Annotated in this window: 17 protein-coding genes; 3 read left to right on the forward strand and 14 right to left on the reverse strand. The window is 28.4% G+C overall.

Annotation, left to right across the window (positions count from 1 at the left end; translation table 11 throughout):
* Positions 1 to 35: 35 nt before the first annotated feature.
* Both EYW44_RS22285 and EYW44_RS15040 read right to left on the reverse strand, forming a co-directional pair.
* Entirely contained in the window at positions 36 to 197 is a 162-nt protein-coding gene (locus EYW44_RS22285; RefSeq protein WP_165872239.1) for a hypothetical protein, read from the reverse strand.
* A 5-nt stretch (positions 198 to 202) separates the two neighbouring features.
* A complete protein-coding gene (locus EYW44_RS15040) occupies positions 203 to 7,039 on the reverse strand; it encodes a T9SS type A sorting domain-containing protein (RefSeq protein ID WP_132724515.1) in 6,837 nt (2,278 codons plus the stop codon).
* An 888-nt stretch (positions 7,040 to 7,927) separates the two neighbouring features.
* On the opposite strand from EYW44_RS15040, the gene EYW44_RS22290 reads away from it, so the two are divergent.
* Both EYW44_RS22290 and EYW44_RS15045 read left to right on the forward strand, forming a co-directional pair.
* The gene (locus tag EYW44_RS22290) at positions 7,928 to 8,092 is read left to right on the forward strand and encodes a hypothetical protein (protein WP_165872240.1); all 165 of its coding nucleotides are present in this window, start codon (positions 7,928 to 7,930) and stop codon (positions 8,090 to 8,092) included.
* Between the two features lie 170 nt (positions 8,093 to 8,262).
* On the forward strand, positions 8,263 to 9,891 hold the full coding sequence (locus EYW44_RS15045; RefSeq protein ID WP_165872241.1) for a tetratricopeptide repeat protein: 1,629 nt from the start codon (positions 8,263 to 8,265) through the stop codon (positions 9,889 to 9,891).
* Positions 9,892 to 10,103: 212 nt separating this feature from the next.
* On the opposite strand, the gene EYW44_RS22295 is transcribed toward EYW44_RS15045, so the two are convergent.
* From EYW44_RS22295 to EYW44_RS15055, 3 genes are all read right to left on the reverse strand, one after another.
* Positions 10,104 to 10,274 carry a hypothetical protein gene (locus EYW44_RS22295; protein WP_165872242.1) on the reverse strand — a complete coding sequence of 57 codons (171 nt, stop codon included), beginning with the start codon at positions 10,272 to 10,274 and terminating at the stop codon, positions 10,104 to 10,106.
* Positions 10,275 to 10,439: 165 nt separating this feature from the next.
* Positions 10,440 to 12,299: a tetratricopeptide repeat protein gene (locus EYW44_RS15050; RefSeq protein WP_132724519.1), complete on the reverse strand. Its 1,860-nt coding sequence runs from the start codon at positions 12,297 to 12,299 to the stop codon at positions 10,440 to 10,442.
* 101 nt (positions 12,300 to 12,400) lie between these two features.
* Positions 12,401 to 14,044 carry a tetratricopeptide repeat protein gene (locus EYW44_RS15055; RefSeq protein ID WP_132724521.1) on the reverse strand — a complete coding sequence of 548 codons (1,644 nt, stop codon included), beginning with the start codon at positions 14,042 to 14,044 and terminating at the stop codon, positions 12,401 to 12,403.
* A gap of 124 nt (positions 14,045 to 14,168) precedes the next feature.
* Here EYW44_RS15055 and EYW44_RS15060 point away from each other — a divergent pair, with 124 nt between their 5' ends.
* A complete protein-coding gene (locus EYW44_RS15060) occupies positions 14,169 to 14,819 on the forward strand; it encodes an immunity protein Imm33 domain-containing protein (RefSeq protein WP_132724523.1) in 651 nt (216 codons plus the stop codon).
* 425 nt (positions 14,820 to 15,244) lie between these two features.
* Here the strand turns inward: EYW44_RS15060 and EYW44_RS15065 are convergent, their stop codons facing one another.
* The 9 genes from EYW44_RS15065 to EYW44_RS15105 form a co-directional block, all read right to left on the reverse strand.
* Positions 15,245 to 15,481 (reverse strand): hypothetical protein, encoded by a 237-nt coding sequence (locus EYW44_RS15065; protein WP_132724525.1) that lies wholly within the window; start codon positions 15,479 to 15,481, stop codon positions 15,245 to 15,247.
* A gap of 18 nt (positions 15,482 to 15,499) precedes the next feature.
* Complete coding sequence (locus EYW44_RS15070; protein ID WP_132724527.1) at positions 15,500 to 16,960, reverse strand: serine hydrolase; 1,461 nt, start codon at positions 16,958 to 16,960, stop codon at positions 15,500 to 15,502.
* A gap of 845 nt (positions 16,961 to 17,805) precedes the next feature.
* Positions 17,806 to 18,780 carry an alpha/beta hydrolase family protein gene (locus tag EYW44_RS15075; RefSeq protein WP_132724529.1) on the reverse strand — a complete coding sequence of 325 codons (975 nt, stop codon included), beginning with the start codon at positions 18,778 to 18,780 and terminating at the stop codon, positions 17,806 to 17,808.
* Between the two features lie 51 nt (positions 18,781 to 18,831).
* Positions 18,832 to 19,518: a hypothetical protein gene (locus EYW44_RS15080; RefSeq protein WP_165872243.1), complete on the reverse strand. Its 687-nt coding sequence runs from the start codon at positions 19,516 to 19,518 to the stop codon at positions 18,832 to 18,834.
* Positions 19,519 to 19,544: 26 nt separating this feature from the next.
* Positions 19,545 to 19,874, reverse strand: coding sequence for a hypothetical protein (locus EYW44_RS15085; RefSeq protein WP_132724533.1), 330 nt, complete (start codon positions 19,872 to 19,874; stop codon positions 19,545 to 19,547).
* 25 nt (positions 19,875 to 19,899) lie between these two features.
* Positions 19,900 to 20,406: an SMI1/KNR4 family protein gene (locus EYW44_RS15090; protein ID WP_132724535.1), complete on the reverse strand. Its 507-nt coding sequence runs from the start codon at positions 20,404 to 20,406 to the stop codon at positions 19,900 to 19,902.
* Between the two features lie 187 nt (positions 20,407 to 20,593).
* Complete coding sequence (locus tag EYW44_RS15095) at positions 20,594 to 21,523, reverse strand: sterol desaturase family protein (RefSeq protein ID WP_132724537.1); 930 nt, start codon at positions 21,521 to 21,523, stop codon at positions 20,594 to 20,596.
* A 118-nt stretch (positions 21,524 to 21,641) separates the two neighbouring features.
* Positions 21,642 to 22,274 (reverse strand): alpha/beta hydrolase, encoded by a 633-nt coding sequence (locus EYW44_RS15100; RefSeq protein ID WP_132724539.1) that lies wholly within the window; start codon positions 22,272 to 22,274, stop codon positions 21,642 to 21,644.
* A 39-nt stretch (positions 22,275 to 22,313) separates the two neighbouring features.
* Positions 22,314 to 22,643 (reverse strand): hypothetical protein, encoded by a 330-nt coding sequence (locus EYW44_RS15105; RefSeq protein WP_132724541.1) that lies wholly within the window; start codon positions 22,641 to 22,643, stop codon positions 22,314 to 22,316.
* Position 22,644: the final 1 nt, after the last annotated feature.

Here is a 22,644-nt window from a genome sequence, read left to right on the forward strand (position 1 = left end):
AAGAGTATCTTTTTTTTAGATACTCTTTGTTATTTTTAAAATCCATCTCCAGGTGGTTCAGGGCTTGCAGCTTGTGCTTGTTTTGGATTTAGAATTAAGTAAGTTCCTAACGCTGTTAAAGCAGTATACTTTCCATAATTGCCTATTTTTTTTAAGGCTTCTTTCCTCGTGATATCTTTCTTATTGCTTAAACTCATGATTTCTAATTTTCAAAAACTAGTTTTTTACTAATAATTCCATTCTCTGTTGTTATACTAACGACATAAACACCCATGGCTAAGTTTGAAGGAGTAAACTCATTAGTGTGGTTTGCTGTGAAATTGCTTTTAAATATCTCTTTACCAGTAATTGTATGAATATTTATTGATGCTGAAGTACCAAAAGTTAACCCTGTAACTTTAATATTCTGTTTGTTTGATTTAAAGATTTGTACTTTAGTGTTTGTTTCAATAATTTCTTCTGTACTTAATACACTTGAAGTTGTGGTGTGTAAGTAAAAACGACCAGTTCCGTTAATAGCTTTATCTACATTTATAATGTACTCTTTATTTAAAGAAGTAAATGTGTTTAGTTTTTTATCTTCAATGTATACTTCAACTCCTTCTGGTAAATTTTTAGTTACAGCTGTCAACTGAATTTTTGAATTTGCAGTTGCCTTAATACCTAGAGGAACGATCATACTTTCATAGTTTGTATTAGGTAATGATTGAATAGTAAAGTTGTATTCATTATTTTCAGCTACTAAGCCAGTAAATATATCAAAAGTAGCTCCATCAAAATTAGCTACATCATAACCAGGATCAAGATTTATACTAGCGTTTGAAGTATACTTAATATTGGTATCAACACTAATACCTTCTGAAGTAGCTAAAATTTGAACGCTAGTATCAGAGGTTTTTCCTTTTGAAAATACTTGAACATCTGAAGCATCATGACTTCTTTGAGACTCTTTAAAATCAATAGTATTTTCACCAACATTTGTTCTGATAAAAAATCCTTTCCCAACAGTAAGTGAAGTAGGGGGACCTGCTAATGTTTTTGCTACATATTTGTTTTGTGTGTTGTTCCAAACATAAACGCCAACATAAGCAGGACTGAATTTACTTAAGTTTTCTTGTATAAAATTATTATCTGAATTGTTGTTTATAGGCAAATAGGCAGTGTACGGATTTCCTACAGCATTCCATTGATCTCCGTTTACATTTACTGTTTTATTAGTAGTAGTAAGGCTTCCGGTAAATGTTACACTGCCATTTGTTTTTCTTGAAATTATATATGCTTTTCCTTCTTCAAAAAGGATAGAATTGTCAACTAAATCAGTAGTCGTATAATACGTCCATTTAGAGCCGTCAGCTTTGCTATCATCATAATAAGCAACAGCATATCTGTTTGGTGTTACAGTAGTGTTTACTCTAATTTCATTAGCTGAATTTTCAACAAACTCTTTAATACTTTGTCCAGAAACAGGAGCTGTAATTATACTCCATTTGTTGCTTTCTAAACCTGAACGTTCGTAAGAGATTGTTCCATTAGAAGATCCTTTTACGATTAATGTTCCACTAGTATTAATTGAAGATTTAATAAAGGCGGTTTCTGCTGTTTCGAAATCTCCATTTACAGTTGCAGCTCCGTTATCTTCAATAGTAAATGATGATAAATCATGAATTTTTAAGTCATTCATTTCAGCTAAAACTCCTGATTCAATAGTTGGTGAGGTAACCAAAACAGGAACAACAACGTTTTGACTAGAAAGTGCAACTGAGTCTTTTATCCAGTTTTCAGTATCAGTCCAGTTTGTTCCGTTTTTACCAGTCCATATAGCAGTATTACAATTTTCTGTGAAATTGGCTGTTGCATCTTTATTCCAAGTAGATAAATAAGAAGCAGAAGCATCATCAATTTCAATACAGGTTAAATAATCGTTATAAGAAGCATTAAAATCAGTAATTTGATCGTTATTTCCATTGCTAATATCTAGCGTTACCAATAAAGTTTGTGTAAGAGAAATTTCTTCTAATAGAGGACAATTTGTAAGATTTAGATAAGCAAATGAATTCTTACTTGCTCTCAATTTTCGTAAGTTTGGGTTATTTGTAACTAATGTTACTATTTTATTAGATCTTAATTCTACTTCTTCTAAAGCTATATTGGTAGATAAATCTAAAAAGGTTAATTCATTTTCAGCTGCATCTAAAATTCTTAGGTTTGTATTATTGCTTATATCTAATGCTGTTAAATCATTATAATCAACATTTAAAGATTCTAGAGCAGTGAAACCTTCAATCCCTGTGAGACCTGCAATATCTAAATTACTTAAATCTAAATCAATTACTGTTTTAATTTTTTCTGTAGGAACCTGGTTATCATCTATAATTCCGTTACCTAAACTTGATGTGTCTCCAAGGCTAACTATATTTCCGTTTGCATCATGAGTTTCTAAGTAGTTTTCAAAATTAGCATCAGTAATAAGAGTTAAGTCACAATACAAAGCATAACTTGCTGTTGCATCTTTAAACCATAAGCTTAAATTTACATTAACATCATCCACTTTTATACATCTTAGACTAGGATTTCCTGTTGCATCAAACCAAGTAAACGAAGCATTATTACCAGTAGCTACATTTAATGAAGTTAATTGATTGTTAGTTATTCTTAATTGAGTTATACTTGGATATGAAGAAATATCTAACGTTGTAAAGTTGTTATCATCAAGATTCAATACTCTGATCAACGGGTTACTTGAAACATCAATAGTATTAATTCCTGTGTCAGAAACACCTAAATTAGTTAACTCAGACAAAGTAGAAATATCTACCGTTCCTAAAATACTATTGCTATCTAAATAAACTTCTTGAAGCAATATATTTTTACTTACATCTATAGAAGTTAATGCATTATTTGTTAAATTTAAACATGTCAACTTAGTATTCTGCGTTAAATTGATAGTCTCTAAATTTGACCTACGAATTAAAAGTAATTCTAATGCCTTAAAGTCTTCTATTCCTGTAGCATCTGTAATGTCATTATTTTGGACAATTAAAGCAGTTTCATTTTCAATTAAAGAAGTATATACGTAATTGTCATTTGTAACTCCGTTTCCAAAGCCTCTAGCTTCTAGAACAGCTTCAAAATTGTCATTTGGTACATAAGTCATTCTACAGAACTCTGCATAATTAGCTGTAGCGTCTTTTAACCAACCTGTTATATCAGCCGATAAAGGGTCATCTACTTCAATACAAGTTAAACTTGGGTTTCCTGTAACATCTACGTTATTTAAATCACTAGCATTTCCATTTTTTAGATTTAAGTTTGTTAACTGACCGTTTTTACATGAAAAATCATCTAAGATTATTAGAGAACTTAAGTTTAAAAAAGTCAATGGTGTTTCATCACAAAACAAGCGACTCATATTTGTATTCTTACTTAAATCAATTTCAGCTATATTAGTATCGCTGAAAGTCAAGTTTCTCAAATTAACTAAAGCAGTAACATCAATACTACTTATATAAGTATCTAAAAATGAAAGTGTTTCTAGATTTGTGTTATTATCAAAGTTTAAAGTAGTAATTGTAGTTCCGTCACACTTAAACGATTCTAAATTCGTTTGACCACTCAAATCAATATTACTAATGCTATTATTGGAAATATCTAAATACGTTAAGTTATTTGTACTGATATTCAAGTCACTCAAATTGTTATCTGTTACATATAACTCTGATAAGTTTGTGAATTCAGAAACATCAATGGTATTTAACTCATTATTATTAAGCTCTAGCTGCTTTAATTCTGTAAGTCCAGAAATATTTAAGCTTGTTAAGCCCAAATCTGCAGCAAATAACCGGTCTAATTTTGTGTTTGCAGTAACATCTAAGTTTGAAACTGTATTTCCTGTTAAAAATAAACGTGTAACATTTGCACAATCTTCCAAACCGGTAAAATCCGTAATTCCTAAGTTAGAAAGATATAAGAATTGAGCTTGTTCTAGTTTTTCCGTAGGAACTAATCCATCATCAATAATACCATTTCCTAAACTATTTGCATTTCCTAAAGCAACACTATTACCATAAATAGCATGTGTTTCTAAATACTCCTCAAAGTTTGCGTCAGGAACCGCTGTAAATCTACAATACTCTGCAAAGTTCACTGTAATATCTTTAGACCAAGTATTTAAATAGCTTGCAGCAGGATCATCTACTTCAATACATGTTAAACCAGGATTGTTCGTAATGTCTACTGTACTAATACCGTCTGTTTCTCCAGATTTTAAGTTTACATATGTCAATTGATTATTAGCTGCATTCAATGCATTTAAGTTGGTGTTATTACCTAAATCTAATGTTGTAATTGAATTGTTTTGAGTATTTAAGGTTCTTAATGCTGTATTTTTAGTTACATCTAATGTGATCAAACTAGTATCATTACATTCTAAAAGACTTAAGTTTAAACTATTACTCACATCTATACTAGAGACATTAGTATTTGAAAAATCTAAGTTTACTAAATTTGCTAACGCTGAAACATCTATACTTGAAATAGGATTATTATTTAACTCTAATGTTTCGATTAAGGGAGTTCCCTGAAGGTTTAATTCTGTAACATCATTATTATTACAATACAAAAATTTAAGATTGCTATTTTGCGACAAATCGATTGTAGTAATTGCGTTATCGACATAATTCAATCCAATCAAACTTGTGTTCTGAGTAACATCTAAAGAAGTTAAATTGTTATCATACAATACAACATCTTCTAAATTAGTATTTGTAGATATGTCAATATTATCTAAATCATTTTCATTCACTGCAAGTGCTAGTAGGTTTTCTAATCCCGTAATGTTGATATCTGTTAATCCCATATTCCAACAAAATACCTGGTTTAGATTTGTGTTCGCTGTTAAGTCTAAAGCACCGTTTACAGGATTTCCGTAGGCTCTAAATCTTTCTAGTGCTAAGAAATCTTCTAATCCAGTAAAATCGATGATGCTTTGTTCTTCAATAAATAAAATAGTCAAGTTTTCTATTTTTTCAGTAGGAACCAAATCATCCATAACACCATTTCCTAAACTTCTAGCATCTCCGAAAGAAACACCACCTGTGTTTTCTCGATGCGTTTCTAAATAGTTCTCAAAATTGTCATTTGGCACATAGGTAAATCGACAATATTGTGCATAACTAGCTGCCGCATCTTTAGTCCAACTTGTTAAATAACTAGCTGTTGGATCATCAACTTCGATACAAGTTAAACTTGGATTGTTATCTACTTCAAAATCAGAAATAATAGCGTTGTTTCCATTTTTCACATTCACATAAGATAAATTTGGACATTCATCCATGTACACCTCAACCAACTTAGTATTGTTACTGAAATCTATAGAAGTAATATTCGTGTTGTTTATACTAATATCTTCTAAATTTGCAAGATGACTCACATCTATATCAGTAAGAGGATTTCTACTTACAGTTAAGTTTTCTATTAACGGATTGTTCTCAATATTTATACTTGAAATTTGATTTAAAGAGATAGTTAATCTGGTTAGTAACGGATTATTGGTAACATCTACAGAGGTTAATGTAGTTTCATGTACTTGTAAATCTTCTAATAATACATTTGTACTAACATCTACTCCTGTTAAATTATTGTTTGAAAGTATTAATCTTGTTAAAGCCGCATTTGTAGTAACATTTACTGAAGTTAAATTATTTCTCGGAGCATCTAAGTCGTATAAACTAGTTAAGTCTGTTACATTTATATTTGTAAGTCCCATGTCACCTCCTTGAAATCTTTCAAGTTTGGTTAAACTGGTTAAATCTAAGCTTGAATTTATGACATTACCAAAACAGAATAATTCCTCAAGATTGGCAAAATCTTCAAGACCTGTTAAATCTGAAATACTGGCATTTGCAATAAATAATCTAGTAACATTTTCAATATTAGAAGTATATACTTTATTATCATTAGCTATTCCATTACCCATACTTGTTGGATCACCAACTGAAACCACATTATTATCTGCATCATGAGTTTCTAGGAAATTTTCAAAATTATCATCTGGTGTATATGTTTCTGTACAAGAAATAGAATATATTGTTTGTGCATCTTTTTTAGTGAAATTAGTATTCGCAAAAGTTACATCATCTACCGATACACAAGTAAGACCTAAGTTACCAGTAATATCAAAATCTCTTTCATCTAAATTAGTGTTATTTCCATTTTTAATATTTAGGTATGTAAGTGCATTACGGGCACAAGAAAGATCTTCGAGTATTGTATTTTTAGAGACATCTAAACTCATTAGTTGGTTGTCTTCGACATACAGCTCTATTAATTTTACATTTTTTGAAAGATCTAAACTCGTTAATTGATTTTCATATGCCTGTAAATATTCTAATTCTGAATTTTGAGATACATCTAAACTCGATAAATTAGTATTTACACAATCTAAGTCTTTTAATAATGGAAGATTGGTAACATTAAGATTATTTAATGTTGGATTATCGTAAATAGAAACTCGTTCTAATTTTGTATTGTTAGTAAGATCTATACTACTTAGTTCGTTGTTTGAACAAATTAAATAATTTAAATCTAAGTTGTTAGAAAGATCTAATGTTTGTAATTGGTTTCTAAAAATTGAAATTGTTATTAATTGAGTATTCTGTCTAACATCTATACTTTGTAAGTCATTTCTAAAACATAATAGTGTTTTTAAAGCAGAATTATTAGATATGTTTAATGTTGTTAATGAATTATCACTACAATCTAATGTCATTAATTTGGTAAAATCTTCGATTCCTGTAATATCAGCAATCATACTAGAAGAGATGTTTAGAGAAGTTAGATTTGAAATTTTTGAGGTAGTTACATAGTCATCGCTAGCAATACCATTTCCTAAACTAGTAGCACTTCCTAAAGTAACAATGTTTCCATTGGCATCATGAGTTTCTAAATAATTCTCAAAATTATTGTCAGGCACATAGGTTTCCTGTGCCCAAAGAAAAGAGTTAATTATAAAAAAAAGGATAAGGGAAAATTTTAGTTTCATTAAAATAACTTTTAATTAATTCTCGATACAAAGGAACCTAAATAGCCTTGTAAATACTTAATAATGTCAAGGACAAAATCAGGACAAAACAAGAATGTCATTTGAAGTTGAACTTTTCAATATTGAATTTTATAAGCTATATGTTCCCCGCTGCAATATTCTTACTTTCAATTTTTTTGAACTATTTTTTGTGGTGGCAAAAAGTGGTAGAGTTATTTATGCGTTTGTTAATGAGTGTTTTGTTTGTTGTGGCGTTTGTGCGGTTTTAAAAAGAAATAATGTTTTTTGATAGCCAAGTTTGGAGATTTAAGAGTTCTTTTTTGTGATTAGATAGGAGTATAGAGATAAAAAGATGTTGTCCTATTTTACTAATTTGTAGAGTATGATTTTCAAAATCCATATTCAGTATTATTGTAATCAGAAAAAAGATATATAGAATTATTGAAAGTTAAAAAATTCAAGAATTAGAAGAAGCAAAAGTAATTTTACTGAAGTAACATATAAAATTGAGTGAACAATTTAATTGTGTAATCAAAAATTTAAGGAACTCGATATTGATAAAATTTTACTTCAAAAAAGCAACGAGTTTATCACACCATTACGATTACATTTTCGATTTAAAAAGAGACGAAACTTCACATAAAAAAGATTTTTTAGAAGTTGTAATTTAATAGTTTTTAATTAATGATTTAAGTATTAGCATTAGAAAAAATAATATTTCAAGGAATAAGTGAATCGAGTAATAAAAGTAATGAAATCCTTTAAAATTAAGGTTTTCAGTCTTCTGCACCCTTTTTTGCACCCCTTGTTTTCTTTGCTTGTCATCAAAAATGAAATAATATTGCAGTGGGGGTAGTTAAAATAATTTATAAATAGAGCAGAAGCATTATGGAGAATAGAAATAACAAACAAGAGATGACAAGAAAAGAAGCGCTTCAAAAAATAGGAACTTATAGTAAATACACAGCATTAACAGCTTTAGGTACGTATTTAATTTTAAATCCTAAACAAGCACAAGCTGCTTCTCCAGAACCGCCAGGTGATGGATTTTAAAAAATAAATTAGGGGAGAATAATTGGGGTTTATTTTCAGAGGAGGTTGGTTTTTGGGGATAACCGACCTTCTTTACTTAAAATGACTAAATAAAATGAATGAGATTATCCAAATATCTAAGAAAAAAGAATCATTAATATATGTGTAAATATTACTTTTTCATTTTGTTAATGAATACTGTTGTTTTGTTTTCGCAACAAATCGATATTGATTTATTACAATTAGAAAAAGCATACAAAATAGCTAAAACAGACTCTCTAAAGGTTGAAGCATTGCTCAGTTTGGGAGAGTATCACAAAAAAAGAGATTTTAACAAAGTAAAAAATTACTATAATGAAATAGAAAAAATTTTAGAACGTGTAATCTATGATTACAGAAAACAACAAGCATCTTCACTTCATCAAATAGGTATTTATAAAAGGCGTACTTCAAATTATACAGGTGCACTTACAGACTATCTTAGAGCAAAGAAAATATACGTATCATTAAAAGATTCATTTGGTTTAGCACAATCTTACCACAATATAGCTATGATTTACAGATACCAAAAGGAGTATGATAAATCTGTAAAGAACTTTAAAAAAGCTGTAGAATTAAATCTACTGTTTAAAAATTATAAAAGTTTAGGTAATAATTATAGCATGATGTCTGGTAGTTACAAGCAAGCTAGAAAATTAGATTCAGCCTATTATGTGATTGATAAAGCTATTTTATATTACGATTTATCGAATTATAAAGAAGGAAAAGAACAAGCGATTAGCAACAAAGCAACTTTATTAGTAGTAGAAGGGAGGCATAAAGAAGCATTACCAATTTTATTAAAGTATTTAGATTATGTAAGGAAAATTAAAAAAAAGTTATCTGTTATATCAACACTTACCAATTTAGCAAATTCATACTTGCATTTAAAAGAGTATGAAAAAGCCTTAATATATGTAAATGAGTCTATAGAAATAGCTACAAAAGAAAATGCTAAGAAGAAAATTTTTGATGGTTATTTAATCAGAAGTAGAATATACAAAGCGATGAATAAAGATGATTTAGCGTTAAAAGATGTATTGGAATACTCAAAAATTAATCAAGAAATTTTCAATGTAAAAAATGCTAAGAAATTAAGAGAAATTGAAGTTAAATATCAATTAGAACAGCAACGATTAAAAGATAGTATTGTTCATTTAGAAGAAAAAAAGCGTTTAAGTATTGAAGCTAAAAATAAAGTTTTACAAAGGCAATTATATGCTACCATACTATTTACAGTTTTATTAATTTTAGTTTTATTTATCATATTTGGATATAAACGCTTTCAAAAAGAAACAAAATTACACGAACATAAAACAACAGAACTTTCCGGAAAAATAAACACATTAAATGAAGAGGTTGTTGATGTTCAAAAAGAAGTGAAAGTATTAAGAGATGAAACCATAAATCATTTAGAGAAGAAGGAAAAAATAACCAAAGATCTAGCCAAACTTTCCCAAAAAGATAAAAGTATATCTCTTCAAAATATTGTTAATGAATTAAAAAGTGATGAGCTAGAAGCAGATAGAATAGACGTTTTGAAAACAAATATTTCAACATTAAATAAAGAGTATTTAGAACGTTTGAAGAAGAAGCATCCAGAGTTAACCAAAACAGATATAGAAGTATGTTCTTTTATTAAAATAGGGCTTTCTCGTAAAGAAATTGCAAATCTTAGAAACACAAGTTTAGAAGCTGTAAAATCAACAAGATTTAGATTAAAAAAGAAGTTGAATTTAACTAAAGAAGATTCTTTAGATGTTTATTTACTTAATATGTAATTTTTTAAGAGAGCTTTATTGGGTAAGACACGAAGCTCTCTGATTAGTATTCAGATTGCTTCGTTTTACTGTTTTTAACTAAAGAGATTAATGAAAACATAATTATCATGAATAAAATAGTCTTTAGTTGTTGTGTTAAAACAGCTTGTCTTCCCTAATTAAGGCGGGGGAAATTTTTTTCTTAGAAGTTTATATAGTTTTAAAAAAAGCTTTTACGCTGGTTCAATACCAATAATCATCATTCTATACCCATTAAAAGCTTTTTCCAATTTCACTTTAGATAACCAATGAAGTCTACCTCTGTGAATAATAGGAAGAATTAGAAATTTGTTTGTTTTAATTCTTACTCTGTGTCTTTTTTTTCTTTTTGTAATTAGTCCCATGTTAATATTTTAATTGTTCCCCTGAGTTATTTTCAAACTCGAGGCAAAGAAATATAGAACTTGTTAAAAAGAGAAAAAATAGGGGTGGACAAAAACAGGACAAAAAATAAAAACCTGAATATTAAGGTTATATTCAGGTTTTTTTATTGTGTAAAAAGAATGTTTTTAAGAAGCTTCTAAATATTCAAGAATAGAACTTCCTCTTGGCGCATTAATTTTTTTACGTAATCTAGATCTACTTTTAGTAACACTATCATTAGAAATAGCCAACATACCAGCAATCTGTTTGGTATCTAAATAAAGCTTTTCTAAAGCTAGTAATCGTTCTTCTGCTTTCGTTAAGTTAAAGCCTTTATCTTTTAGTTTATTAAAAAAGTTAGGATGTACTCTATTAAATTTTAATTTGAAAGTGTACCAGTCTTCTTGTGTTAATATTTTTGTGGAGGTTAAATCTTGTATTTTTTCTATAGATTTTTGAGCGCCAATCTCTTCTTTTAATTTTTCTAACTCTTCAGTTAAAGATTCCTGAACCTTACTCTTATTAATAAGTTGTTGTGTAAACTCTTCTAATTCTTTTCTATTCTTTTCAATTTTAGCATTTAAAACTTTTCGTTTTATAATACCTTGTCTCCAAATGTAGTAGGAAATCAAAATAGATAAAAGTACAATAGCGCATATGGTTACCCATAAGGTTCTTCTTTTGGTATCGCTAATAATTTTATCTTTTTCTAATAATTCAATCGTAGTTTCTTGTTTGAAGATTTCATTATCCTTTCTTTCAGCTTCAAATTTTGATTGGTAATACAAGAAAGAGTTGTTTTTTATTTTAGTATCATTAACATCTTTAGCGTCAGCATACTTTTTTAAATAGTCATATGATTGAGTTAACTTACCTTGATTGGCAAGTACATCAGACATTGCTTTATTGGCTTTGATAATTAGTTGCACATCTCCAATCTGATTATTTTTATCAAGTAATTCCGCTAAATATTTTTGAGCCTTTCCGTACTCTTTTTTCTTTTGATAATAGCGTCCTTGATTGAATAATAGGTCATTATTATGATATTTGAGGTTGTTTGCTGATAGTTTTGTTTTTAAAGTACTGATATTCTCTTTAACACTATCTAATTCATTCGTCTTTAAAAAATAACTGATTTTATTTTTAAGTAAACCTATGGTTACGTGATTTTTTTCCCAAGAATTAGAAATTTCAGGAATCATGTTACTTAGTGTATCAAGGTATTTTTTAGCGGTTTTTAAATCATTTTTTTTATTGTAAGATGTAAACAAATTACTATAAGTAGCTACTAAAATTGATTTAAAACCATTCTTTTTGGCATTAGCTATAATTTTGTTTCTTTCATAAATAGCTTTATCGTTAAAATAGTTTCTTCCATAAACAATGGCTAATTCAGCAAGCGTATGATTTGCATATTCGTTATCGCCTAATTTATCGTATAAAGCATACGCCTCTTCATATCGTTTGATACATTTTAAAAAGTTGTCAGATGTAAAAAGAGCCTGACCAGCAAAAAAGCGTGCATCAGCTGCAAAAATTGAATCTCCAGATTTTAAAAATAGATTAGCAGAAGCATCATAATCTATTATAGCTTTGTCTAAAAGTTCTTTATTAAAATAAGCTCCAGCTCTTTTTAATAGTAAATGTCCTTCAGAACTCTCAGTGGTAAATTTGTTTTTCTCTTTTAATAAACGATTAACAATATATATAGCTGTGTCTGATTGACCGCTACGGATATATTTTTGAACGATAAAACGAGTTTTGGCAGCTGCTAAATCATAGTCATTTAACTTTTTTGCTAAAGAAACGGTTTGATTCAAATATTTCTCCTGATCAGGAGCATTCTTCCGAATCATTTGTTTCGTTAATTTGTCTAGAATAACTAGCTGTGATTTTTCGTTCTTTTCATTTGATAACTCTTGTTTTAAAGAGTCGATTTTAGTTTGAGAGAAACCAAATATTGTAATGTGTAGTAGTAGAATAAAGAAAATGAGTCTTGTATTCATATAGTTTTTTAGTGGTGGTTATTTAACTTCAACAAAACTAATATAAAAATAATTTAAAGCTATGCTAATTATTAGCATATTAATGTAACATTTTAAAAAAATTATAGCGATTGAATAAATCGTTCCAGTTCTTCCTTCGGAGAAAGTTGCATTTTCTTTCTAATTCTGTATCGTGCTGATTTAACAGAGTCTAAAGAAGCATTTCTCACAGTCATAATTTCTTTAATAGACAAGTTTAAGCGAAGTAAGGCACATACCTCTCTTTCAGTTTTAGTTAAAGAGGGGTAAAGCTCTATAAGTTTACTGTCAAACCCTTTGTTAACACTTGTAATTCTATTTTGTAAATCTGATAACTTACTTTCAGTTTGTAGTTGTTTTTGTAGCTCTGAGGTTAAAGAGTTGATTTTTTCTTTATTTTCTTTAGAAGCTTCGGGTAAAATTTCTGTTTTTATCTTATTCAACAACTCTTGCTTAAACTCAATACGCATTGTGTTATCAGCAATAAGTCTTTTAGTTTCCTCTTCATTCACTTTAATTTTCTGATCTAACAATTCTTTTTGAATTTGTTCTTTCTCAAATTTCTCATTTAAAGCTTTGGTTTTATTCTTGTAATTTAAAAAAACTAAAACACCAATTATACAGCTACTTACAATGGTAATAATTAATAAAAGTAGATAGAACCATTTTTCAGCAGCTTCTTGTTGAGTAATTAAATCAATTTCTCTTTTTTCTTGATTAAACTTATGCGTTAATTCTAGTTCTTGAATTCGTTTTATATTTTCAACATTAAAAATAGAATCAGAGTGTCTATTAAAAATTCGGTAATCGAAATAAGCTTTTTTATAATCACTTAGTTTGTGAAATAAAAAGCTTCTTCTTAGGTATGCTTTGGAAATTTCTTTTCTAAAGTTTTCTTGTTTTGCAAGCGTTAGCGATGAATCAACATATTGTAAAGAAAGTTGATATTCCTTTTTTAACTTATAAGTAGTAGAAGTGTTGTAATACGCTACTGCCAAAGAAAATATCTTATTCAGTTTTTTAGAGTGCTCAATGTTTTCTAAGTTTAATTTTAAGGCTTTATCGTATTGTTTTTGATCTCTAAAAACGGCGGCTAAATTATTATTAACTCGTTGTACATTTTTAGCACTTTTAATAGTATTAAACAAGGTTTTTGCTTTAGCGTAACACATTAAAGCGCTATCTAATTGTTTGCTCTGTCTAAAAGAAACTCCCATCATATTATAGCCAGAAGCCAAACCTAATGTATCTTTAATAAGTGCTTTTATTTTTATAGATTCTTTGTATAAATCTATAGCTTTATTATGGGCTTTTTGCGATCTGTAAATCATACCCATGTTGTGCAAAATATCGGCACTGTGTGATGAGTCATTAAGTTTTCTATAAATTTCTTTGGCTTTTAAATTGTAAGCTAATGCTTTCGGATATTTTCCTTCTCTTCTGTGTATAATACCTTCAATAATAAGAGCTTTTCCTAATAAATGCGATTGATCTTTTTTTAAATTGGTAGTGTCTAATAATTTAAAAATTTGATTCATTAATTTTTTAGAAGAAGAAAAATCATGTTCGTATTGCAATTCTGCTAATGATAGCATTAATGATATTTTCTTGTTTTTATTAGAAGCTTCATTAATCTGTTTTTCTAGAGAATCTATGGAATCAATAGTTTGTGCAATACCAGAAAAAAATAGAAATAAGAAAAGGGAAATACATAAAACGACTCTCATACTACAAATGTAATTATTTTGTTTACTTTTTACGTTTATTAGATTTTGTAGAAATATTAATTTGTAGTTCTACTAATTGAGGTTTGTAGTAAAAAGAGTATTATTGCTTAAAAGTTATTTTATAATGTTATTAATTAGAGATATTAAATTTTATACTGAAGGAGATGAAATTTTTTCTGAAGGAATGATCAAGTATATTCGAAAAGAATTTAAAATAGCAAGGAATGGACTTTCATTAGAACAGTTAGAACCTATTTTAGATCATATCGTTCTTTTTATAGAAGAAGAAAAAATTCAGTTAAAAGATGGAGAAAGATTAAGTTGTTTTACTTGGGTGATAAAAGTGATGGAGGAGGGAGACTATTTTGAAATATTAGAACCTTATCCTGAAGAGAATGGATTTGCTTTAGGTTTATCGCGTAACTATCATTTTTTTAATCAGCAGAAAACAGTATGTGAATATTTAAAAGTTGATCCTGAATTTCCATTAATAGATCAGTTAGTAACAATAGATCCAGTGATAAAACTAGGAGTTCCTGTACATTTATTTCGCTGGAAAAAGGAGGATCCTGATTCAGGTTGGTATGCAGTTACTAACAATGTAAGTGAAAATGACTTACCACTTTTAGAACATATACCTTTGGGTGAGTTTATGTTGCTTAGACCCGAATGTGTTCAGTTTTTAGCTTTACCTGCAGGTTTTAAAGTTATTTGGGAAGGAAACGATGCAAAAATAGGTTTTGATGAAAGATTGATAAATGGTGAAGTAGACTAAAATTAGTTTAAAAAATTAATAAAGAACAAAAACATCAATAATAATGTTTTTGTTCTTTAATATGAGAGTTTTATGCTTGAAATAACAAATTTGTATTCTTATGCTGTATAAAATTCATTCATCCATGCTTCAAATTTTTCTTGGTATTCATCTTGAGCGTTTTCAACAATTTCATTTGCATTTTCAGTAATCTGAATGTTGTGGTTATCCTTTAACCAATTTTTATAAGTGTCAATATATTTACTAGGTTTATAATCATTTTCATCTTTATAATAATCAATAGCATCCCAATCAATAAAAGGAGCTACGTCATAAGTTAAAATGCTAAGAAAATCTTTTATGTTTTTTGAAACAATATGATAACCACCCTCGCTACCGAAAGCTACAATTGGAGAGTTTTCCAGATTTTCATGTGGATTTCTAACTCAAAACGCATACGTTGAACCTGTTCCGTCTGCTTGAGCAAATTCAATTAAAGAATTTAAAAAATCATTTTCCTCAGAGTACGTTTTAAGCATTTGCTTTTTTTCATCGAAATAGAATTCAAAGCCATCAGAAAACCAATCATTTTTAGAATGAACATTTACAAACCCCAATAATTCAATCAATATTTTAGGAGGTTTCAAGTCGCTAAAAATCTTTTTTAAATCTTCTAATCTCATAACTAAATATTAAAGCTGTTAATTTACAGTTTTACTGACTATATTTTCTATTTTCAGAATCATTTCCATTGCATTTTTATTCGAGCTTTCTAATTCTAAGGCTTTTTCATAAGCTGATTTAGCTAAATCATATTGTTGGTTGGTAAAGTATGCTTCTCCAAGGCTATCGAATGCATTGGATGAATTTGGATATTCTTGCGTATACAGTTTAAATATAGCAATTGATTTTTTTAATTGCTTATTCAGCAAACAACAATAACCAGTAATATTAAGACCTCTTTCAAAATTAATATCTTGATGTTTTTGTTTTATTTGATGAAAAGTTTCAGCTCCGTTTTCATAACTATTTGTAAGGAAAGCCAATCTGATATCTTCATTTAAAACTCTATCTTGTCTCATTAATCGATCATCCATTATACCTGAAAGGTAAGTAATCATATTCGCAATTACAGGTCTGTTTTTAAATCCATTAGTAAGAATAATAATACTTAAATCATGGTTTACGAATTTCATTAACGCACTAACACCACCGCCTGTAAATCCATAATATTGTTTGTCAGCAGGACCATAAACTCCCCATGTATATGCAAAACGAGAACGATTATTCTTGTATGCAAAAGGCGACATCATTTTGAGTTTAGTTTCAGACTTTATGAGTTGATCTTTATCTAATTTGTTATTCCAAACAATCAGACTATTTAAAGTAGCATTTAAACCATTCCCTGCAAGTGAACGATTGCCAGCAGCGTATGTAGTTTTTTCATAAGTATTGTAAACTTTATTATATTGATATTTAGCAACTCTATTTGGGTAGTCAACCAAGCTGTTTGAGGCGAAAAGTACTTCATCTGAAGTATTGTTGAATTGATTTTCTATTACAAATTCTTCAAATTTTTGGTTGGTAACCTTTTCAATTATCATTTGAAGGAACCAATAATTTGTTTGACTGTATTCATATTTATATCCTTTTTCAAAATGTAAATCTTGTTTTGTAAGAGTATTTAATAAATCTTTATCTGAAAGATTTTGATCTAAATTTTTATAATCAGGTAAACCAGAAGAACAGCTTAATAAGTGTGCTATTGTGATATTTTTCCATGATTCAGGAAGTTCAGAAATATATTTTGATATTTGTGTATTTAAAGATATTTTTCCTTCTTCTATTAATTGAAAAACCGCTACGGATGTCATTAATTTTGTTGTAGAATAAGCTCTAAAAAGTGTGCTATCTGTTACCGGAACTTTATGGGCAATATTTGCTAAACCGTAATTTTTTTGATGTACTACTTGTCCGTTTTGCACAATTGCAACAGCCATTCCAGGAATTTCATCAGCCTTTATAATCGCATTTAAATATGCATCAACTTTTTTAATGGTAGGTTCTGACTTAGTATTTGAAGCAGTTTCTTTTTTAGAACATGAAACTAAGAGCAAAAAATTAATAGTAAGTAACAAAAAGGTATAAGTACTGTTTTTCATTCTAAATTTAGATTTAATATTGGTTGATTACTTAGATCGACTTAAATTTTAGAGAGTTGTTACAAACAAAATGAAAAAATAATATACTTGGTTATATAGAGCGTTAAGAAAGTAGGGAAGGAGTAGGTTTAAATATTTTATTTCTTGATTAAATTAATTTCTAGGATGGTTTTCGTTAAAACGTTTAATTAAAGGTCAATTTTCAGTGTACTTTTTAGAGTCAAAAAACTTAAACAGATAATTAATTATACAATACAAAACTAACTTTGCAAACATATTAAAGAAAAACAAAAAGTAAAAAGAATTAATACCAAATAAGGTTGTGTTTGTTTCGTAGTTTATCCATGTGTTTGGAATTTCATTTTTAGCTAATATGATTGCTAGAATATCGATACTTTCAATATCAAATAAAAAAAGTAAGCTTAAAAGAATTCTTAACGAGTAACTTTTCTTAATGAAAGGTATTCTGAACAATTGAGTTAAAAAGAACCATATAGTATATTGAAGAATGATTGAGCTACGATACTCTAATATATAATTGGTCTGAGACTTAGTTATATTTAAAATTAGATCTTGCGAAATAAATAATATGAACCATATAACTCCTATTTTAGGAACTGAATTAACTATTCTTTTATCAATTTCAGTAATACTTTCATCTTTCCATTTAAATAGTTTAAGGGTAAAAATCATAAATGAAAATATAGCAAACGTTGCAAAAAAGTCTATTCGAATTAAGTCTAAGATATTTTGAGTTATATTATTCAATTTGATAGTATTTATATTTTCTTAAATGAAAGGAAATGAATGTAATATTGTAATAAAATCTAAAGATGACAATACTTTTATCTTCCGTGGTATTTCATATTAGGTAGTGTAGTATCGTTTTTTAAATATTTATCAAACCATTTTAGTACCTGTTCGTTTACTTCTTTTTTATGTTCAAAAATACCATGATCACCTCCTTCAAATATTATAAGTCTGTAAGGAACTCTATTTTTTTCAAGCTCCAAGGCCAATGTTAAACTTTGTTCAGATTTTACTCTCCAATCAGAATTTCCGTGTAGCATTAAAATCGGAACGTTTTTTGGAAACTTATCAGCCCATTTGATTGCAGATCTTTTTTCTAATTCTGAATTTTTATTATTTTCATAATCAGGAATTAGTTCTGATAAAACAGCCGTTTCCATTTCTGGTCTATCTTTGATTAAACGAAAATTATCAGACACAGCTCCACCAACTACAGCTGCTTTTATTTTGTTAGACTTAGTCAATGCTATATAGGTCATCATTCCGCCTCGACTCCAACCATACATTCCAATTTTATCAGTGTCAGCATCGTTAACCTCCTTTAAAACTTCTGTTAAAACAGTGATATCATTTACATCTTTTCCTCCGAACTCTTCTTTTCCTTCACTACCTGCATTTCCTCTGTATTGACTAGCAATAACAACGTAACCTTTTTGAGCAATTTGACCAAGAGTAATTGCTCCGTGAGCAATTTTAAGAGCGCCAAAATCTCTATTTCCTCCACGATTATAAATGATACATGGATACTTTCCTTGTTTTTTAGGTTTTACTAAAAGACCATTTATTTTTAAACCATCACTTAAATATTTAATGGCATAAATATCTATACTATCTAGGTATTTGAAATTTTCTTTCCATGTAGTTTGTCCATCTACGTTTTCAGTTAGCCTTTTATAAATAGGAGTATTCTCTGGGGCAGAAATTAATTTTTGTTCTAGTAGTAATTTAGCTTCTTGAGCTTCACAGTTAGTGAAGATTAATAAGAAAATAAATATTTTAATTAATTTCATAGTTTGTGATGTAATGGATTTATGTTAAATGAATAGTAAGCTAGCTATATTTTATCTAATATTTTTGATTCTTTTGATATCTAGAAAAAGGTCTTTATTTATTATTTTTTCTATATGATTAATATCCTCTTCTGAAACAATAAATTCTTTATCACTGTTAGTTAAATTATGATGAATTTCAATAACAGACATATCTAATTCTTTTGCGATATCTTTTAACAGTTTTCTATATTTTAATTTGAGATTGTTTTTATTAAAGTTTTTTAATTCTAGGCTATAAAATTTAGGATAAGTATGTTCATATGGATCTAAAAAATACTTAGATTCTGGTGTTTCAAAACCACGTTGTTCTTTCCACCATTCTGTATCAATTTTAACTTCTTGTTCCAAGTTAATTTTTTTAGCCTTTGGAGATTTAATACAATGATCTATAAAATCTTTAGGAGGTTTAACATTATGTTCTTCTAAATAATGCAAAAAACCTTCGGACCAAATAAAATAACCATCAGATTGTTCCCGACAACCATTATCCTCTTTATTACATAATCGGCAATAACTATAACCACCAGCAACTGCAGGAAGAAAAGGAGCGTTTTTTATGTAGGCGATCACTTTATTTTTTTCTGTCTGATCCCATTTTGAATCAATAAAATTTATAGGGTGTGGAAGTTTCATCTGAAACTGACTTTTCCAGTAACCTATTAACCTTATTGTATCTGTGTTTTTATTATTATTCATACAAGTTATAAATACCTTTCTATATTTTACTTCATTATGAGAAAATCTCCTGATGAAGGTCTTAATTCCTTATTATTAACTCTAACTTCAGTCCAATATTTTTTGTCATCAGTTTCATGATCTTCTATTAATCGATATTCAGAAGAAGGAGTTTTAGTTATTTGTTCAGGAATTACGATGATATTAAAATCTGGATGAATTTGATTTTCCATCCCTTTTTTTAGCCATTTAATAGCATTATCAATATTCTTCTTGTCATTTATAAGTTCTGAATTATTACTTATTCTAAGTTTTTCAATAATCTTATCAGATTCTAACTTTAGAAGGTCAATTATATTTTCATAATTAATATTCATTTGGATTTATTATTTGGTTTTATTTTTAATCGAATGCATCTCCAATTTTCTCAAAATTGTCATTATTCCAATACCAATTATCTCCTTTACCATTAGAACTGTAAAGATTCCAGAGTAGTTCTGTAAAACTCTTAGCTATTATTTCAGACATTCCTTCTTCACCATGAGTAGGTAAATAGCTGTCGTAACATTTGCCAAGGCGTTGGCTTGTTAAATCGATACTAATATATTGATCTAATTCAGGATTTTTTGCAATTAAAAACCATTCATTAGTTATATCACCATCTAACTCTTCCCAAATAATATCATCTTCAGGATATAGATATCTATTAGTAGATATAAATTCTTCTCTTCCTATTATTTTGATTCCAAAAGACTCGTTTTCAAATAAACTAACTCCGTTTGTTAGTTTGAAAAATAAATCTAAATCATCAGGGATTTTTCTATTAATAACGAATTCACTATTGGTTTTATAAACTATACAGTTTGGATCTCTAGAAATTAATTCAATAAGTTTTTCTAATTCTTTCATCTTTTATCTTGTCCATTTTGTTTTTTTGAGTTCTTAATTTTTACAAAAGAGAATAGTGAAGTAGGAGGTAAACACATTCACAGCTCTTTTGCTTGTAAATTTATAAAAATTAAAAATTATCAGTAATGATAAATTAAAGTAGTTCTTTTAAAAACAAAAAGCACCTTTAAAAGGCGCTTTCTATATATTATTCTGTTAATTCTTGTTGTAACTGTTTACTAGTTTTTGAACTTCCGTCATGACTCCAACCTGGAGGCATAAACACATATTTTATTCGAGTAAAAAATGGTAAGTCCTTTTTTCTAACAAAAAAGTCTTTATAAATTTCTTTCCATTCATGGAAAATAATATTAATAGGACCTTTATCTTCAATATTTGTAGTTAAACCAAACTTTAATTTTTCGTATTCAGTTTCATCTTCTTCAGCTTGAAAAGTACCAAACATTCTATCCCAAATAATTAAAAACATTCCCATGTTTTTATCTAAATATTTAACATTAGATGCATGGTGTACTCTGTGGTGAGATGGTGTAACAAAAATGTATTCCCAAACACTTAATAAGAATCCAACAACTCCTTTTTTGTTGTTCTTTTTAATAAAGTTGGTATGACATAAAGTACCATAATTTTGATTCATTGCATAAGCAAACATGATGTGCAAAGGTTGAATTCCTATTAAAATTAAAGGAATTAAAAACATAAATCGATAAAATGGTTGTAATACAGGAGACCTAAATCCTGTTGAAATATTATAGTATTCTGAGTTATGATGCGTTACATGTACTGCCCAAAAGAATCTCGAATGATGATCAACATAATGGTGAATGTAGTATAAGAAATCTTGCCCTACAAAAGCAATAAACCAGTATAAGAAGCCAGTACCTTCCCAATTAATAAATCGATATTCAAAGAAAAAGTCCATTACAATATACGAAACTCCGTACATTAAAGTATCTAATAAAACATTTACTAAGGCAAAATATACATTTGTTGAAACATCTTTAAACTCATAATTTTTAGCTTTTCTTTTGTAGCTAAAGTACATTTCTAAACCAATTGCTATAGCACAAATAGGAACAAACCATTTATAAGCATTCTGATGAGTAAAAATATCCATATTAAAATTTTTAAGTGAAAAAAGGTTTTTTAGCACCCGCCTTTAAACGGGTACAAATTTAAACGATCTATATTTAAAAGAATTTTTCAAACATAGAATTTGTTTATGATAAGATAGATTACAGTCGTTTTTCTATCCAATCTTTAAAACTATAAAAGTTTTGTGGTGCTACTCCATGTCCTACAGGATATTCAGAATACTCGTGACTTAAAGAAAGTTTGGTAAGTAGTTCTGGGGATTTTCTAGCCCATGAAACAGGGATAACTTGATCTACAGATCCGTGAGAAACATAGTAATCAGTAGCAATATCTGTTGAAATTTCTTTCGGAAATAAATCTACATTCATATAACCACTTAAAGCAATTACATGTGCTACTTTATTCGGATAATTTAAACTTAAGGCATAACTTAAAATTGCTCCTTGACTAAAACCTAATATAAATGTTTTGTTAACCGAGTATTTTTGTTGAATCTCATCAATAAAATCGTGTATAAGTTTTAAAGAAGATCTAGCTTGATCTAAATCTGAAAACTTTTCATTTTCAGCAGTAAAATTAATTGCATACCAAGCATAACCGCCATAGCCCATTTCATAAGGCGCTCGAGCACTCACAATTAATAATTCATCCGGAAGCTCTTCCGCAAATGAATATAAATCTTCTTCATTACTTCCGTAACCATGTAATAATAATAACAAGTTCGGATTTTCTACTTCAGTTTTTGGAGGTCTTACTTTATAAAATAAACTCATTCTTTAATGTTGTAAAATCTAGTTTTTTAGAAAAGTGGATTAAAATGTTTTAAACCATTCTTGGAAATGATCACCAAAAATAGGGATTTTTCTTTCTTCATCTTTAATAACTCCTATAAAGCCAATAAACCAAAGTACTAGTGTTATTCCACCAATAATATAAAAGGCAAGGTAGCCAAAGTATTGAAAAATAATCCATTGATTTAAAAATGATAAAATATTCAAGCCAATCATTTGACGAATATGAAATGATGCAAATTCGTTTTTTTTAGAATGATTTAAAATAATAGCTACCACTGTACCAATTATGGTTAGGTAACTAATTACGGCATTGGTTTTACCTTCTTCTATAGAAGTTAAGTTTTTCATA

This window comes from Tenacibaculum sp. M341 (assembly GCF_004337695.1).
Taxonomy (GTDB): domain Bacteria; phylum Bacteroidota; class Bacteroidia; order Flavobacteriales; family Flavobacteriaceae; genus Polaribacter.

Excerpts from the sequence above, each read along its gene's own strand:
- EYW44_RS15060 (WP_132724523.1), top strand. The coding sequence starts at position 14,169 with ATGTTATTAATTAGAGATATTAAATTTTATACTGAAGGAGATGAAATT.
- EYW44_RS22290 (WP_165872240.1), top strand. The coding sequence starts at position 7,928 with ATGGAGAATAGAAATAACAAACAAGAGATGACAAGAAAAGAAGCGCTT.
- EYW44_RS15105 (WP_132724541.1), bottom strand. The coding sequence starts at position 22,643 with ATGAAAAACTTAACTTCTATAGAAGAAGGTAAAACCAATGCCGTAATT.
- EYW44_RS15070 (WP_132724527.1), bottom strand. The coding sequence starts at position 16,960 with ATGAAAAACAGTACTTATACCTTTTTGTTACTTACTATTAATTTTTTG.
- EYW44_RS15045 (WP_165872241.1), top strand. The coding sequence starts at position 8,263 with ATGAATACTGTTGTTTTGTTTTCGCAACAAATCGATATTGATTTATTA.
- EYW44_RS22295 (WP_165872242.1), bottom strand. The coding sequence starts at position 10,274 with ATGGGACTAATTACAAAAAGAAAAAAAAGACACAGAGTAAGAATTAAA.
- EYW44_RS22285 (WP_165872239.1), bottom strand. The coding sequence starts at position 197 with ATGAGTTTAAGCAATAAGAAAGATATCACGAGGAAAGAAGCCTTAAAA.
- EYW44_RS15090 (WP_132724535.1), bottom strand. The coding sequence starts at position 20,406 with ATGAAAGAATTAGAAAAACTTATTGAATTAATTTCTAGAGATCCAAAC.
- EYW44_RS15050 (WP_132724519.1), bottom strand. The coding sequence starts at position 12,299 with ATGAATACAAGACTCATTTTCTTTATTCTACTACTACACATTACAATA.
- EYW44_RS15065 (WP_132724525.1), bottom strand. The coding sequence starts at position 15,481 with ATGAGATTAGAAGATTTAAAAAAGATTTTTAGCGACTTGAAACCTCCT.
- EYW44_RS15075 (WP_132724529.1), bottom strand. The coding sequence starts at position 18,780 with ATGAAATTAATTAAAATATTTATTTTCTTATTAATCTTCACTAACTGT.
- EYW44_RS15055 (WP_132724521.1), bottom strand. The coding sequence starts at position 14,044 with ATGAGAGTCGTTTTATGTATTTCCCTTTTCTTATTTCTATTTTTTTCT.
- EYW44_RS15100 (WP_132724539.1), bottom strand. The coding sequence starts at position 22,274 with ATGAGTTTATTTTATAAAGTAAGACCTCCAAAAACTGAAGTAGAAAAT.
- EYW44_RS15040 (WP_132724515.1), bottom strand. The coding sequence starts at position 7,039 with ATGAAACTAAAATTTTCCCTTATCCTTTTTTTTATAATTAACTCTTTT.
- EYW44_RS15095 (WP_132724537.1), bottom strand. The coding sequence starts at position 21,523 with ATGGATATTTTTACTCATCAGAATGCTTATAAATGGTTTGTTCCTATT.
- EYW44_RS15085 (WP_132724533.1), bottom strand. The coding sequence starts at position 19,874 with ATGAATATTAATTATGAAAATATAATTGACCTTCTAAAGTTAGAATCT.
- EYW44_RS15080 (WP_165872243.1), bottom strand. The coding sequence starts at position 19,518 with ATGAATAATAATAAAAACACAGATACAATAAGGTTAATAGGTTACTGG.